Raw genomic sequence first — 16,398 nt, 5'->3', positions numbered from 1 at the left:
CCTATTGCTCACATATTATTATTGATCAAATGTTTGTTTAAATGATAATGTAGCTTCCACTTGTTCGTAACGAACGAGCATCCACGCTCATTTTTTTGCTATTTCAAAGTTGCCTCCGATGGTCGTTCATCCAGATGGGCAAGGATCCGGCACAGGATAATTGCTAAGATAATATAGACAACGATCATACCTACGATACCCTGCCAGTCCTGCACACTGTAGAGCAACCCTCCACCTGTTCCACTAACACTTGAACCAACATAGTAGAAAAATAGGTACAGGGCATTCGCCTGGGATACATGCAGCTTCGCCACAAGACCTACCCAACTGCTTGCGATGGAATGTCCGCCGAAGAAACCAAAGGAAAATAGTGCAAGTCCTAAAATTTTCACCCACAAGTCAGAATGAAGTGTACATAGTGCACCAGCAAGAATGATAACAAGCGTGAAAATAAGAACATGTGACCTGCCGTATCGATCTGCCATTCTTCCCATCCAAGTGCTACTTAAGGTGCCCATAATATATACAACAAACAAGCTTCCAACAACAGATTGACTAAGGCTATACGGCTCTCCAGTTAATTCAAAGCCAATATAGTTAAATACCGTTACAAAGCCACCCATCAACAGAAAACCGAGTCCGTACAGACAGAGCAGACGTGGATTACGGCATTGGGACCATATGAGCGGCATAATACGTGAGAAGCTTACAGCACTCTTGACGTAATTACGTGAGGGTGGAATAACAAGCCAGAATATCAGAGCAGCGCATAAACCCAGAACACCTATAAAACCAATAGCTGTCCGCCAACTGAACCAGTCTGTAATTACACCGCTGATAAAACGCCCTGCCATGCCTCCAATGGAATTACCGCTGATGTATAGACCCATGGCATACCCTAGATTGGAGGTGTCGATCTCCTCAGCCAAATAGGTCATAGCTGTAGCTGGAAGCCCCGCCAGTGCGACACCTTGAAGGATACGAAGCAATAAAAGCTCCGTAAATCCTGAACTAAACGCGCTCAATATAGCAATTAGAGATGAGATCACCAAAGCAGCAGTCATGATATAACGGCGCCCGACCAAGTCAGACAAAGAGCCCACAAATAGCATCGTAAGTGCCATAGCAACGGTCGTTACCGAGAGGGTTAAGCTAGACTGGGCAGGCGTAATTGCAAAAGCTTTACTGATTTCAGGCATCAAAGGCTGCAAACTATATAATAATGCAAACGTGATAAATCCTCCGGCAAACAGTGCAAGACTGATGTTTCGAAATGTCGTCGTTCCCTGCTGAATCATTGCATTTTCCAACTTTCTGGAAGGAATGCCCCCTGATCGGCTCTTGCCAAATCGCTTGCGTGAAGCCTTCCATCAATCGTTATTTCGTGAACAGTTTACGCTCCATATGAGTCAGAAACTCAAAACCATCTGGAGTCACGATCACCGTATCCTCGATTTGGAAGCCACCAGCACCAAGCTCATAGTAAGGCACCTCAACACAAAGTACCATACCGGGCTCCAGAATGTGCTGGTCACCCGGGGAGAGGGTCAAATCATCATACAGCTCCAGGCCAATAGCATGTCCTACATGCTGACGTCGATAATGAGGGATACCTTCGCGTTGTACGCGTGATACCGCTGCATGAAATATGTCCGACGCTTTGACCCCTGGGCACACATGTTCAAGTGCCGTCTCCCATCCACTTTTTACCGCATCAAAATGCTTTTTCATCCAAGGTGTAGGCTCACCTGCAACCACTGTGCGACCGGTATCTGCCCAATACCCTTCTAATTGCAAACATAGATCGAAGCGAACCTGGTCACCTGATTCTATCGTGTGAAAATAATTCTCGATCAGAGGCAGCGCGCTTCGTGGCCCTGCACCTACTGCAGTCATCGCCGGAATCCCGCCGTCTTTCATCACGGCCAGCCGATAGTAGTCTGCAATCTGCTTCTCATGAACACCTGCTTTGATCAGATCAATTAATTCCTTCTCAATCCGTTCATTCAGAACGGCTGCTTCTTGTAGCCGACTCACTTCATAGGATGTTTTGATCAACCGGATATGTCGAAACAGGGCATAGGCAGGTATAACGGCTTCATTAGGTACCGTTTTCTTGATACCTTCCAAAATCTGTGGAGCTATCCGCATTTCATCAATTCCGATAGGCTGATGCTCGATACCCAACTGTTTCAGTGCCGCTTGAAGCGCATCTAACGGACTTTTGTGAATAACCGTGGATTGTAACAAGGAATAGAACAGATCAATATCCGGGGTTGAAGGCTTGCCTTCAATCGTGCCTTCCACGAAAAAATCGCTGTATGCAAAAATATCAACGTTCGTTATGCCAAATTGTGCGACTACTCCCAGACGATTGGTCGGGATGATGATACAAGGTCTTGTCGATCGATCCGCAGGAAGTACCGCATAAATTTGCATCGTCCAGTTACTCGCACGCAGCTGTGAGCCAATGACATATTGGATATTCTCCGGTGTAGTCGCAATTAGAGCTGCAATCCCTTTTGTCTTCATCACTTCTTCTGCCCGCTCCCAGTTCAAGCCAGCATTACGAGAACGCTGTTGTGAGCCTACTTCTTCCATGTAATCAAGACCTCCTTTGTTTTTTTCTTCCGCCCAGCATGCCTTCCATTCCTGTAAGCGAACGCAGAACTAGCCTAATCAGAAGAAACAGCACCAGCGCAAATACGATTAAAACAACGGATACCACCGCAATCGTAGGGTCTTGCCATTTTTCCATATACAAAAATAACTGAATAGGCAACGTGTAGCTGTCCTGCCGCAAGAGTAATAATGCAGCTTCGACTTGATCAAATGTGAATACAAATGCAATTGAGCCTGAGAGGAGCAAGGACAATTTAAGCTGTGGCAGCGTTATGGTAAGAAAAATCCGTATTGGACTTGCGCCCATATCCGCAGCAGCCTCCCGATATACAAGCTGTAGATTAGCGAGCGCACTACCCACAATTGTCAGAACAAAGGGGAGAACAATGACTGCTTCACCCAAAATCAAGGCAAATAAACCGCCTGCAATATGCATTTTGGAAAAGAGAATCAGGTAAGCAATACCCAACGTGATTTTGGGCATGACCATTGGGGAGACGAAGAAAGCCCGCAATAACCCTGATCCGCGAAACGGATATTGTACGATGGCAAGTGAAGCTAGTGTGCCAGTTACAAGCGCTAGTAGTACGGCACCTGTAGAAGCAATAAGACTGTTTTTGAATGCGTGCAAAAACTGAGTTTGCTCCGCTAAATTAGCATACCACTTCAGTGTGAACCCTTCTGGTGGGAATTTACTTGCCGATCCCGAGCCTACTGACGTCATCACGATCATAAGTAATGGTAACAGCAGATATACGGCTACCATGCCTGTAAAAACATAGAGTAGCAGCTTCGTAAGTCTGTTAGAGCTAACCATGTGCCTGACCTCCTTTGCGGGAACGTCTAAACATCAGCATGTCCGCGCATTTGTTGACGATAAGTGAGACAACGATGGAGGATACCAGCAGAAACAAGCTAGCAACGGCTGCCATAGGCCAATTCGTATCCAGTGTTCGCTGATATATGAAAACAGGCAATGTCATTACCCGACCTCCCCCAATAAGCTGAGGTGTGGTAAATGCGGTTAGGCACAGCGTAAATACAATCTGAATACCACTTGCAATGCCTCTTGCCGATAAGGGCAGCGTTATGGTAAAAAAGGTACGCCAACTGCCCGCACCTAGATCCTGAGCAGCTGCTTTGAGGGATACATCACTCTGCGATAACACATTCAGGATAGGAAAAACCATAAATGGTAGAAAAATATGAACTAGAGCAACCACTACACCCGTCTCGTTGTACATCATGTTGAAGCCTTCTTCGGTAATCCCCAGATGAGTGAACAACCAGTTCATCATGCCTTGTCTTGATAAGAGCAACTGCCATCCATATGATCTCACAACGGCGCTAACCAGCAAGGGTAGAAACGTTAATAGTAGCAACCACTGCTTCAAGCCTGGTTTCTTCAAGCCCACGATGGTGTAAGCCAATGGATACGCTAGCAGCATGCTCCACAGTGTAACCTTGAATGCAATCCGAAACGTCGTCCCAATCAGTTTCCAGTAATACGGGTCCGTTAGAAAAGCACGGTATGAAGCCCAGTCCCATCCCCGAATTAATTTGCCGTTCTCATAAATGTCGAAGCTGTATCTGCCAAAGATCAGCAAGCTACCGAGATAGACGACTCCCATCAACACTAAAGCAGGCACGAGCAGAAGAAACTGGGTCAACCAGTGACGATGCTGAGAAGAATACAAATTGACGACGCGTTCAGTTACCCGTTTCATGATCTATTCTCCTGATTCGATTCAGGTTCAGATAACAACAGTGCATCATCCGGGTCAAATCCAATCCGTACGATATCACCTGGTGCATATCGAGATGCACCTCGCTGATGCAGAACGGTCGCCTGAATACGTAATTCGGATGTTATTTCCAAGGTGTAGCGTATACTTGCGCCCCCATACACGCTCTCAATCACCCTGCCTTCCAGGGAATTCACAACACTGCCCTCGGCTTCGGCACCAAGACGAATATACTCATAACGTAACGACAATACGGATGGTGTACCCGTTGGTTGGACGCTTCCTCCCCTGTTTTCTTTCACAATAAGTGTATGACCGAAACAATCAACGCGAACAACCTCTCGATCTGATCCTAATACGGTTACGTTGATAAGGTTCGTATCCCCGATGAATTTCGCTACAAAATGATCCGCAGGATTCTCATAAATCTCATCAGGCGTCCCATATTGCAGCAGCTTTCCACTTCGCATGACACCAATTCGATCAGACATATTCATCGCTTCGCTCTGGTCATGTGTGACAAAAATGAATGTTCCTCCGAACTCCCGCTGAATACGTTTCAGCTCATGCTGCATATCCAGGCGCAACTGCATATCAAGCGCAGAGAGCGGTTCATCAAGCAATAACACCTCTGGCCGGTTAACTAGCGCACGGGCTATCGCCACACGCTGAGCCTGTCCTCCCGACAGTTGCGAGATAGCTCGGTTGCTGTAATCTCCAAGCTGTACTAATTCAAGCATTTCATAGACTTGCCGTTTAATCTCCGCCTTCGGTGTTTTTTTCACCTTAAGACCGTATGCAATATTGTGGAATACATCCATATGAGGAAACAGTGCAAGCTGCTGGAATATCATGTTACTGTTGCGACCATAAGCAGGAACTCCCGTGACATCGCGCCCTCCCAGTAAAATGACCCCTTCATCTGGCTGTTCAAGTCCACCCAACATGCGTAGCAGTGTTGTTTTGCCACAGCCACTTGGCCCCAGAAGGGAGACGAACTCTCCCTTTTGAACCTGAAGCGTTACCTGATCAACGGCGGCTCGCTCTCCATATGTCTTCCTGACACCTTTCGTTTCAATGGAAACGGGTTCTCGTCCGCTGTTCATTCTATTCCTCCAATCTATCCAGTTCGGTTTGCGAATAGATTTTAGGCCGTGTCTGAAATCTGCGCCTTCGGAGTTTTCAGACACGCCCTAATTATTGCAGCTTCGTTTTCACCAGACGATCCCACAGTTCTTTCCAAGCAGAGCTGTTCTGTGCCAGCTTGTCCCAATCCGGATTAATGCCGTTACTTTGTGTTTCAACGGAGAAGGAAGGATCGTCCTTATACTTATCAGGTACCGTTGCAGTAGTGCTAGTTACAGGCGTTCCGGTAGCATCAGCATAACTCGTTAGCGACTCAGCATTCAGCAACTCATTAATGATCTCGTTAGCCACCCGAGTCTGTTCAGGTGTCGATCCTTTGACAACTTGCAGTGAATACGGGAAGGATATCGCTCCTTCTTCAGGATAAGCAACAGCTAGTGGTGAACCTGCATCAATCCATGTCTGAGCAACTTGTGCACTGAACGGTGCAATAAGAGCATCGCCTGATTCAAGAAGTGCTTTTAATTGATCATTGGAAGTGACGAGTGTACCCATCTGATCACTATGATCCGCCACGTACTGGAATGCAGGCTCTGGATGTTCATATGAAGCACTAATCTCTTGGCCTTTAACCTCAATTAATGGTGAGATGTAAGAATAAAACATGTAGTCCCACAGAGCAGTTTTTCCTTTGAATTGCTCGTTCTCCCACAGGTCATTCCAACTCGTTGGCGGCGTTTGAACAAGATCTTTGTTGTACACTAATGCAAAGCTGGATACACCCCAGATGATCCCTTTATTATCCGGCTGATGAAATTGTTCAGGGATATCCTTTATATTCGTCACGATGCTTGTATCAAGTGGTTCCCACATATCGTCGTTCAGACCTTTCGCCGTAGCGTCGGCATTGAAGTAACCAAAGTTGACGATGGGATCGTCAGGATTCGCTTGTTTGCCAGCAACCATCTTCGGATACATCACAGAGTTAGTGGATTCTTCAAACGTTACTTCTACGTTTGGATGTTCTTTCACGTATTCAGCTACAACTTCTTTTGGTACAACATCCTGATTGGAACCAGCCCAAATGAACATCGTGAGCTTCACCTTTTCCCCACCAGATCCTGAAGTACCCGTTCCTTCGGAAGAATTGCTCGTATTACTCGCTCCCCCGCAAGCTGAGAGTACGAGTGAAGCAGCCAGTGTGAGAGAAGCTAAACTGAGAAAACGATTTTTCTTTGACTTAAACATATTGAATTTCCCCCATCGAATAAGTGATATAGGCCCACAAAATCATCTAATTAAATCTATTTAGTTGATGTGTTTCAATAAAACGTTAACTTCTTCTTCGTTTTCTTTCTCATTGAAGTCCAATCTGCTGTCGCAACTCTTCCATCATTTCAGGTATATCGTGAGGAGTCAGGGAAGCATTGCCTGCGAATCTGTGTTCAACAGCATTCATCGTTCGACGTTTCAAATAATCACGGAGTGCAATCGGATAGTTGTTCAAGGCATTAACCAAAGCCAACTGCATCTCATCACTCCACAACGTTTCATACTTCTCTCTCGTATGACCGTAGTTGAAGTCCTTCGTCTCCTGCTGACGTTTATTACCACGCTCAACCCGAGTCTGCTCCTCATCCAATTCTAAATCTCGAATCACAACGCCGTACCGTTCGAGTGCCTGACGAGTCGATACTAACCCACTTCTAACATCCTTCAGCACGAGTTGAACATCTCGTTCCATAGGATCGCCATATCCGCCGCCACCTTGGGATAGAAAGGTAACCGTATCTCCCGGCTGCAGAAGCAGTTCATCAATTCTACCTAACTGCTCTTCGCTATCAAGACCAACATTCAGAATAGCCTCACCGTGTGTACCCACACCGCCTCCAAGCCTACCCCATGGTTGGAACTCCATTCGTTCCATATTTCTTGCTGTCATCACCGTATCCGGTGTGCGAATCCGAACACGGAGTTGAATCCCACTTCCACCGCGGAAGGTTCCTGCTCCTGCCGAATCTGGACGTAGACCGTAGTGTTCAATCATGACTGGCATCTCAGCCTCTACCGTCTCGGCTGGGATATTACGTAGATGTCCTACCGCAAAATCCATACCATCTATACCATCCTTCATCGGTCTGGCACCTGATCCACCACAGATCGGCTGTATGACACCGACCTTTTTCTTCCCGTCGTTTGCATCGGTCATCGCCATCATGACAATACAGGCTTGTCCTGCTCCAGCCGCAGGTACTCTGCTCGCCTGTGCTTTACCCAAAGCACCAGTGATGACATCCATCAGACGAATAAAGGTTGCCGCCCGAGCGCCGACCGCTGCCATCGGCTCTGGATTAAGAATGGAAGCTGGAGGGGCATAATTGCGTACCAGACGAATCATGCCAGAATTCCACGGAATAGTCGGATCAAGTGTACGAAAATAACGGATAAGAGCAGGCACCAGCATGTAGTGTCCTTGTTGGTTATGCGTTGGAATGTTAAACGATGCCCTGACCTGTGGATCGGAACCATTGAAATCGAGATAGATATCGCTCTTGTTGATTGTCATGCTGCATCGCAGACGAATCGGATACCCGCCTGGTCCCTTTTCAAGGTAATCCCAGAATTCATATGTTCCATCTTGAATGTCACTGACAATAGCACGCGCTTTCAGCTCCGCGTATTCCAGTAATTGTTCAATGCCCTGTTCCACTCGCTCTACGCCATATCGCGTAATCAGTTCGCCAATCCGCTGTTCTCCCCGATTTAATGCCGCCATGAGCGCTCTGAGATCACCCAAATTCTGTTCAGGAATGCGGCTGTTGTCCAGAAACATGCGCTGTACAGTTTCATTAAGAACGCCAGCCTCATATAATTTAATAGGCGCGATCCGAATGCCTTCCATATGAATATCATAAGCGCTGGGAGATACACTTCCAGGCACCTTGCCGCCAACATCTGATGAATGTACAAAACACATTCCATATGCAATAATGCGTCCTTCATAGAAGAAAGGTTTGATAAGATGCATATCTGGAAGATGGGTTACCATGCCTTGCGTGGTATAGGGATCATTGCAAATGACGATATCGCCCTCTTGCCAATCTTTAACGCTCTGTATCGTTGCAGCAGCGGGGATTCCAAGAGATAGATTGTATCCCGTTTCAAGTGGAGAGCCAAATGTCTCACCTGTTGGGGACAGTAAGTATGTTCCAAAGTCACCGGTTTCTTTGACAAAAGCAGTAAAGCCCGTGCGTAACACAACATTCGCCATCTCTTCAACTGTTGCTTGAATCCGATTATTGAAGATCTCGAGAAAAACTTTATCAACGATCATCATTGCATCTCTCCAATCAAATTCCCATGAATATCTCTGAATACCGTAAAACCTGCGGGAATAAAAATGGTCGTATCATACTCCTCAATAATGACTGGCCCCTGAACCACAGCGTCAAGAGGAATCTGCGCCCTGGCGCATACCTTAGCTATTCTAGGAATGTGATCAAAAACAATCATGCGTTCTTCTGGTTCATTCTCATCTAACGATTGGTGAGCTTCCACTTCATGATCTATGCTGTTGTTCGATGGCACAACGCCTACAACACTTACTCGAAGACTGATAAACATAACCTCAGCCTCGGCCTGACTAATGCCAAACACTTGTTCATAATGTGAGTGAAATTTGGCTTTGGCCAGCTCTGGGTTATTAATCTCTTCAGGTGTAAGCGGAATTTCGAGATCAAATGCCTGTCCCTCATAACGCATATCAGCACTGAATAAGCAGTATACGGACTCCAGCTTCAAGCTTCCTTGAGCTTCCTCTTGAACCCAGTTCCGTCCCTTATGTTCTAATGCCTCGAAATGGTTAGCCAATTCTCCTGGAGCCAGAGCCTGACTGTTCTGGTGTAACGAAAAAACAAAATCATTCCGCAAGTTGGCTACCGTACATCCCATGGCACAAAGCGTTCCCGGTGAAGGCGGAATGAGCACTCTGCGGATTCCTACCTCCCGAGCCATCAAAAAGGCATGCATTGGTCCAGCACCGCCGTAAGCAAGTAGTGTAAAATCACGTGGGTCAACACCCTTTCGTGCCATTAACGGTGAGAATTGGGCGTACATATTAGCCGTCGCTACATCTAGAATAGCTTGAGCCGTTTGTGTTGCATCCAGCCCGAGGGTGTAACCTAGTCGATTAAGAGCACTTGTTGCAAGCTCTGGATGAAGTTGCATTTGTCCACCTAAGAAGCGATCCGCTTGCAGAATGCCTAGCTGAAGATAGGCATCTGTTGTGGTTGGGTCAAGTCCTCCCCTGTCGTAACAAGCTGGACCTGGACTTGCTCCTGCACTGCGAGGTCCTACCTTAAGAACACCTACTGAATCGAGCCAGGCAATAGAGCCCCCACCCGCACCGATCGCCGTTACATCAATCGCAGGAATGATCACTGGGAAATCCCCTACCTTGTTGTCGGTCGAATAAGCGGGGTGTACATCAATGAGAGCCACATCGACACTTGTACCGCCCATATCAAACGTGATAACTTGTTCAATGCCTGCGGTATGTGCGATATGTGTTGCTGCGATGACACCTGAAGCAGGACCAGACAACAGCGTACGGACAGGTTCACTTGCTGCACTTGAGGCTGTCATCATGCCACCATTAGACATCGTTGATAACAGATTGGCCTTTAACCCGTATGCTTGTATACCTTCTTGTAGCCTTTGAAAGTACGATCCCATTCGTTCCCCGACATAAGCGTTCATCGTCGTAGCAAGTGTACGCTCAAACTCTCGCTGCTGCGGCCATATCGTGCTGCTGCTACATACAAAAAGATGGGGATATCGCTGCTTAATCCGTTCTTCTGCTTGTTTCTCATGAGCAGGATTCACGTAGGCATGCAAGAAGCTGATCGCTAGAGCCGTAATCCCTTCTTCTACTAATTCATCTACAGCCTGGAGGAGCTGTTCTATAGACAGTGGGTGCAGCACTCGACCACTTGCCAGGACACGTTCATCGATTTCCTTAACCAGATGCCTTGGGACAAGTGCCTCCGTTTTGTCACCGTACAGATTGGTTGTATCTTCTAATCGCAATCTACGAATTTCGAGAATGTCACGAAAACCCTTCGTTACCAGAAGTCCCGTTTCTGCACCATTTCGCTCAATTAGCGTGTTAACCCCAAGAGTTGTTCCATGGACAAATAGATCAATGTCTTGAATATCCACACCACGTTCCTTAAGTTGATCAAGTGCATTAAAAATGGCCTGTTCAGGCGCTGAAGCAATGGATGGAGTCTTTAGCGCAGTAATGATTTTCCCCTGATCGTCAGTGACCAGAGCATCCGTAAATGTGCCTCCGATATCAACGCCTAAACGGTAAATGGTGTCCAAAAGCTCAGCTCCTTTTAAACCGTATCCATAGGTTTTATTTTGTTTTTCATCGCAAAGTATCGTTTGACGTCTTCGATCATCTGGTTAATGTGGTTGACCATGGCTGCCTCAGCTCGTTCCGGTGAACCAGAAGCCACTGCCTCCAATATTTCCTGATGATCTACAACGAGTTCGCTTCCAACGGTTCGCCGAATATACGCTGTTTCCAAGAAATCACGACTGGTTTCCCATACCAATTCGACGGCATGCAGCAAAATCTGGTTCTGAGCTGCATAAGCCAGAAGTCTATGAAACTCCCGATCTTCTTCATAAGGAATCATATTATCTGCGAGCATGCGATTCTGTACCACGATCGATTCTTTCAGCAATTCAATATATTCCTTCGTGGCACGCTGAGCAGCCAATGAAGCAATCTCCCTCTCAAGTGCTCTTCTTGCTACAAGAACGTCTAGCAGTGCTTTTTCACCTGAGTGATTTAACATCTGGATAAAACGCATGTTTACACTTTTTTGCTGCAGTTCACGTTCTAGTGTCTTCATCCGTTCTTGACCTGCTTCTGTCAGTACTCTTCCCTTACGTCCTTGTAGTACGGTATATCCATCAACATCCAACTCCATGAGTCTTCTACCAATCGTAGCCTGACTCAGATTATGGCTCTTGCCAAGTGTATGTACGAGCGTGCTTGCACCGATTGGCGTGCTCGCCTCATGAAGCTGCTTCAGCAATTCATACTCTAGCTCTAATTCCAACAATTCAAGAGACATCTGATCCCCTCCCTTAAACTCTCTCTCCATTGTTGTTACTCACTGATGATTAGCAAAATTATAATCTTATCCCCTAAATTTTTCAATAATTCTAATATAATTAGTATTTATTATTTTGCATTCCGTTGTTTCTTAATATTTTGCTAGAACATTTGCACTACGCCGCAAATAAAGAAAAAACCGCGCTGGGCACGGTTTATAGGTTTACATGATTTTAAGTTACTTCTTTTCTCCAATTTGCAATGACCATATCTGTTCTCTATCTATTACTAGTATTATATTCTACCTATTATTTTATTGATCTTTACCTATTCGTTAGAGACAGCAAGGTCGCTTTACTTTATTTCCACCGGCAACTTACCACCAGCCTCAAGCTGTCCAAGTAACATCTTGATTCCTGCTAACGTATTAGGTTCCTGCTTCCCGTACACAGCCAAGGCTGAGCGTACGTTCTGTAGATAGATGATCTCGTAGGGATTCCCAAGGGACAACAACGTATATCGCTGATTACGCTTGTTCATCTCATCAATTAAGACCTGGTAATCGTTCCAGCCGAACTCACTAGCCACATTACGGAATTGATAGGAAGCAAGAATCACGTAATCCGCTTTAGCGAGCGCTTGAAGAGTTGCCTGTGTATTCCCTTGACGTATCACGGATATGCCTGTTTTGATTGACAGGTTATTTGCCGATTGTTGGAGCTGTCTCTCAAGCTGCTGTGCCTGCTGTTCATCCGCTGCGACAATCACAACCTGATCACCTTTATTTATCGAATCAACACGCTTCCCTTCTCGACTTGCCAAGAGGGTAACTGCTTTCTCTGCAATATCCCGTTCCACGACGCGATGCTGATCAGATCCGATAACCCGGTTCAATTGTGCAAGTTTGACCGAAAGTGACTGACTGCGTTCAAATAGTCCGTATTTGGATTTGGCTTCCAAAATTCGCGTGACAGACGCTTCGATGGTTTCTTTCGGAATCGCGCCCTTCATCACTGCGTTTAATAGTGTCTGATGGGCTGCTGCAGAATCTTGGGGCATAAGAATAATGTCAACTCCAGCGGAAACTGCTCGTTCTACCGCCTTATTCTCTCCAAAATGCTCAGCGATTCCCTTCATTGTAAAAGCATCCGAGATGATCAATCCATCATATCCGAGTTCATCCCGAAGCAGACCCGTGAGTACCTTCTTGGATAATGTAGCGGGTACCGGAACTTTTTGGCCATCCTTCAGAGAAGTCATTTGCTCATTATCGATCGCAGGGAACGCAATGTGTGCGGTCATGATCATATCGACCCCATTGTTAATAGCTTCTCTGAACGGCTTCAGTTCAACGGCATCAAGTCGTTCACGCTGATGTGTCAACACAGGCATGCCCAGATGAGAATCCACTGCTGTGTCCCCATGACCTGGAAAATGCTTCACTGCAGCGATGACACCTGATTCCTTCAAACCTTTAATCATGGCAAGACCAAGTCGTGTCACCAAATCAGCATTCGAGCCAAATGAACGTATCCCGATAATGGGATTGTCCGGATTGCTGTTAATGTCGAGAACAGGTGCAAAATTAACCTGAATACCTAGCGCCCTCAGCTCTTCTCCTGTCAATTGAGCCGCAGATTCAGCTAGCGCTGTATTTCCGGTTGCACCAAGCGCCATCTGTCCCGGTAGATTCGTACCGCCTGGAATTCTTTTAATGACGCCGCCTTCTTGATCAATACCTAGAAACAGCGGAATATCACCTGCTTCTGCCTGCAGATCATGTGTAAACGTAGCAACCTGCCGGGCATCCACTATATTTTTATCAAAAAGAATAAGTCCACCCAGATCCTGGTCATGGATATTCCGCTTCAGACCTTCATGAACTGTCGTTGTGACTTTACCATTCCATTGTCTAATGTCTGGCATGAGCATCTGACCAACCTGTTCGCTCAACGTCATATATGAGATCAATTTATCCCAGTCTTGAGCCTGTATAGCTTGTTCACGCTCAAAGCGGATAACCCGCGACATAAATACGGCATATTCAGCGCGTGTAACTGATCGATTCGGCCGATAGGTTCCATCTGCGTATCCGCCCACCAGGCCATTGGAACTCAACATAAGAATCGGTGCGGCTGCCCAATGAGACCCCGTGTCTGTCCAATTTGCGGATTGCTTCCCTTCTTCCAGAGGATAGGCTCGCGTAAGGAATGCCGCCGTTTCAGCACGGCTAATCGGTGCATTAGGACGGAAGCTACCATCTGGGAACCCGCTCGCCAATCCATTCTTGGCAGCTATCGTAATCTCGCGATAGAAAGGATGTGTCGTTGGAACATCCGAATAAGTGCCACCTTGTACAGGCCGCTGAAGCTCTTCTACATATAACTCTCGTACCATAAAGGTAACAGCTTGCGCCCTCGTTACAGACTTCTCCGGCTGAAATATTCCGTTTCCGTAGCCTGCTACTGTCCCGCGTTCAGCCATATACTGAATGCCATCTTCTGCCCACTTGGAATACTGTAAATCCGTAAATCGCGACTCTGCGCCTGCGTTTCCTGCCCATAAGAGCATGGAACCAAGGATCGTACTAAGTAGTGTCATGCATTTTACAAACATCTGGTTTCCACTCCTGTTGCTGTTCTATTCATCCTATTTAGACGCTATGTGTACATATTTTGTTGCTCTTACATTTCATTTTCTAGTTCTACATACGCAGATCACCAGATCCAATCCGGCGATAATATGTAAATTATAAAATATTAATATTACAGATGATCATTGAAACAAGTTATAATGGTTCACAGCAACTGAAAATAGGCTGGTTAAGGTATAAGTACTAACCATCAAGTTTGGAGAATGTCACATGTTACTAATTAATATTACACTCGTTATGATTGTGCTTGGTCTTCTTTTAGGTTTTGTCGGTGCTGGAGGTTCCGGATTCATTATCTCCGTTCTTACCGTAGTCTTTGGATACCCGATACATGTCGCATTGGGAACCGCTTTGGCTGCGATGTTCTTCTCCTCTCTATCTGGTTCGATTAGCCATTATCGGGAGGGAAACTCCGTTCTAAAAACAGGCGCGATTGTAGGCTTAGCAGGAGCAGCAGGTGCCTGGGTCAGCTCCGGCTGGTCATCCTTTATTCCTGAAGATCGGCTGGGTATGTTGACCTCCATTATGCTCTTTGCATCAGGGCTTGCCTTATGGTTAAGGTTAATTCTTGTCTCCCGTCGTCCAACGATTACTAAAGAACATGCCTCAACACAGACTAGCGGAGTCCGGTACTGGTTGTATGCCATTCTGATTGGTCTAGTTACTGGCATGTTATCTGGGCTATTTGGTATTGGTTCCACACCATTTATACAGTTGGGTCTTATGCTGCTGTTAGGGATGTCAATGCGTTATGCGGCAGGTACAACGATGCTCGTAATCATTCCTATTGCACTAGCCGGTGGTGCCGGTTATATGAAGATCGGTTACCTCGATCTGCAATTGCTGCTGGCTGTTGTGATTGGAACCATGTCCGGTTCATATGTCGGAGCCAAATTTACGAAACGCGTTCCTGCAGCGTGGCTAAAAACAAGCATGGTGATCACTCCCATGATTGGAGCTTCGATACTGTGGCTGTAAACCAAACGAAAGATCCATTGACATAAGTCAATGGATCTTATTAAGTGGGAGCATAGCGATCTGCCTCTATACATGACAGAACACCTAAGATAATAACGTGGCATTACGCCATTTCTAATCTACGGAAAAAACTGCTTTATAATCTACTAGTTTTTGCAAAGTACGTATATTTTCCTGTAAAAATTCTCTATTTTGCTCAATTCCTCTATTCTTACACCATACTACTGCGCTGAAAGCATCATAAAAATCATAAAATGGAATTACTCTTTCCAAGTCGATCATTGGACGAATCGTTTGATACCCCTCAAGGTATGCGGATTTCATGTGCGGATTCACTTCCCATATGTATCGATTCATTTTGGTGAATTCTATTTCAGTGGAACCTGCTCGCGCACTCTCAAAATCAATAATTCCCGCAACCTCATTACTATTAACTAATATATTTCCTGGTCTAAAGTCCATGTGAACAACAACAGGCCCATCCGGTTCGGGTAACGCAGAGAAAGCATGATCAAAATAACGTATACACTTCTCATATAATGCTTGAACAAGAATCTCTCTACACGGCTCTTTCCATTTATCAAAATTATGTTGAATATGTAATCTCCAATTATTCTGCTCAAGTGGCTTGAATCCCTCGGTTGTATGATATCCGTATTGTTGCATGTTGACCTCATGAAGCATTGCATGATACATACCTATCTGAAAAGAAAGCTTATCGTCCATATCTGCTGTGCTAGGCATACCTGAAATCGCCGTGAGAAGTAGTGCTCCGGTTGTAACCTCATCTCCATACCAGATGTCCAATACCTTCGGAACTGGGATTACACCTTTCAATGTTTCAAGAATCTGGAACTCACGGTGTAGCTTATCTCGATTATAAGGAATTTTAACATAAACGTGCTCTCCGCTTGTAAGCGTAAGCCTGTATACATCCGAACTATATGACTCTGGAACATCATCAATCTTCAATACACTTAGTTTCATCTTCTCAATTACTTGTAAAATAGAAGACATTAAGTAACTCCTCTCTACGTAGGATTTGTTTGTTTGATTGGCTCGTTGTTTAATTAGTTTAGTTTATTCCGTTTTATTCCAATTCAATTGTATCAATGTATCAGCTTATTGAAAACAAGTCAAAATGCGCTAGATGAGCGATTGTAGTTGCACAGTATATCTATGCC

General features: G+C 45.7%; 12 protein-coding genes. 1 reads left to right on the top strand and 11 read right to left on the bottom strand.

Going from position 1 to position 16,398, the window contains the following annotated elements; translation table 11 throughout:
* Nucleotides 1-98: 98 nt before the first annotated feature.
* From MH215_RS16765 to MH215_RS16720, 10 genes are all read right to left on the bottom strand, one after another.
* The gene (locus MH215_RS16765) at nucleotides 99-1,298 is read right to left on the bottom strand and encodes an MFS transporter (protein WP_239291592.1); all 1,200 of its coding nucleotides are present in this window, start codon (nucleotides 1,296-1,298) and stop codon (nucleotides 99-101) included.
* Nucleotides 1,299-1,377: 79 nt separating this feature from the next.
* Nucleotides 1,378-2,601, bottom strand: a complete 1,224-nt coding sequence (locus MH215_RS16760) for a M24 family metallopeptidase (protein WP_239291591.1) — start codon at nucleotides 2,599-2,601, stop codon at nucleotides 1,378-1,380.
* Nucleotides 2,602-2,605: 4 nt separating this feature from the next.
* Nucleotides 2,606-3,439 (bottom strand): ABC transporter permease, encoded by an 834-nt coding sequence (locus MH215_RS16755; RefSeq protein WP_239291590.1) that lies wholly within the window; start codon nucleotides 3,437-3,439, stop codon nucleotides 2,606-2,608.
* Complete coding sequence (locus MH215_RS16750) at nucleotides 3,432-4,349, bottom strand: ABC transporter permease (protein ID WP_239291589.1); 918 nt, start codon at nucleotides 4,347-4,349, stop codon at nucleotides 3,432-3,434. The genes MH215_RS16755 and MH215_RS16750 overlap by 8 nt, the downstream gene beginning before the upstream one ends.
* Entirely contained in the window at nucleotides 4,346-5,473 is a 1,128-nt protein-coding gene (locus tag MH215_RS16745) for an ABC transporter ATP-binding protein (protein ID WP_239291588.1), read from the bottom strand. The genes MH215_RS16750 and MH215_RS16745 overlap by 4 nt, the downstream gene beginning before the upstream one ends.
* Nucleotides 5,474-5,564: 91 nt before the next feature.
* On the bottom strand, nucleotides 5,565-6,701 hold the full coding sequence (locus MH215_RS16740; protein WP_239291587.1) for an ABC transporter substrate-binding protein: 1,137 nt from the start codon (nucleotides 6,699-6,701) through the stop codon (nucleotides 5,565-5,567).
* Between the two features lie 109 nt (nucleotides 6,702-6,810).
* Complete coding sequence (locus MH215_RS16735; protein ID WP_239291586.1) at nucleotides 6,811-8,790, bottom strand: hydantoinase B/oxoprolinase family protein; 1,980 nt, start codon at nucleotides 8,788-8,790, stop codon at nucleotides 6,811-6,813.
* The gene (locus MH215_RS16730) at nucleotides 8,787-10,838 is read right to left on the bottom strand and encodes a hydantoinase/oxoprolinase family protein (protein WP_239291585.1); all 2,052 of its coding nucleotides are present in this window, start codon (nucleotides 10,836-10,838) and stop codon (nucleotides 8,787-8,789) included. The genes MH215_RS16735 and MH215_RS16730 overlap by 4 nt, the downstream gene beginning before the upstream one ends.
* 14 nt (nucleotides 10,839-10,852) lie before the next feature.
* Nucleotides 10,853-11,602 carry an FCD domain-containing protein gene (locus tag MH215_RS16725; RefSeq protein WP_239291584.1) on the bottom strand — a complete coding sequence of 250 codons (750 nt, stop codon included), beginning with the start codon at nucleotides 11,600-11,602 and terminating at the stop codon, nucleotides 10,853-10,855.
* Between the two features lie 335 nt (nucleotides 11,603-11,937).
* A complete protein-coding gene (locus MH215_RS16720) occupies nucleotides 11,938-14,199 on the bottom strand; it encodes a glycoside hydrolase family 3 N-terminal domain-containing protein (RefSeq protein ID WP_239291583.1) in 2,262 nt (753 codons plus the stop codon).
* Nucleotides 14,200-14,446: 247 nt separating this feature from the next.
* Here MH215_RS16720 and MH215_RS16715 point away from each other — a divergent pair, with 247 nt between their 5' ends.
* Nucleotides 14,447-15,214 (top strand): sulfite exporter TauE/SafE family protein, encoded by a 768-nt coding sequence (locus MH215_RS16715; RefSeq protein ID WP_239291582.1) that lies wholly within the window; start codon nucleotides 14,447-14,449, stop codon nucleotides 15,212-15,214.
* 114 nt (nucleotides 15,215-15,328) lie between these two features.
* On the opposite strand, the gene MH215_RS16710 is transcribed toward MH215_RS16715, so the two are convergent.
* Entirely contained in the window at nucleotides 15,329-16,231 is a 903-nt protein-coding gene (locus MH215_RS16710) for a phosphotransferase family protein (RefSeq protein WP_239291581.1), read from the bottom strand.
* Nucleotides 16,232-16,398 lie beyond the last annotated feature (167 nt).

The sequence above is a fragment of the Paenibacillus sp. ACRSA genome, assembly GCF_022346845.1.
GTDB lineage: Bacteria > Bacillota > Bacilli > Paenibacillales > Paenibacillaceae > Paenibacillus.
This window is presented reverse-complemented; position numbering and strand designations above follow the sequence as displayed.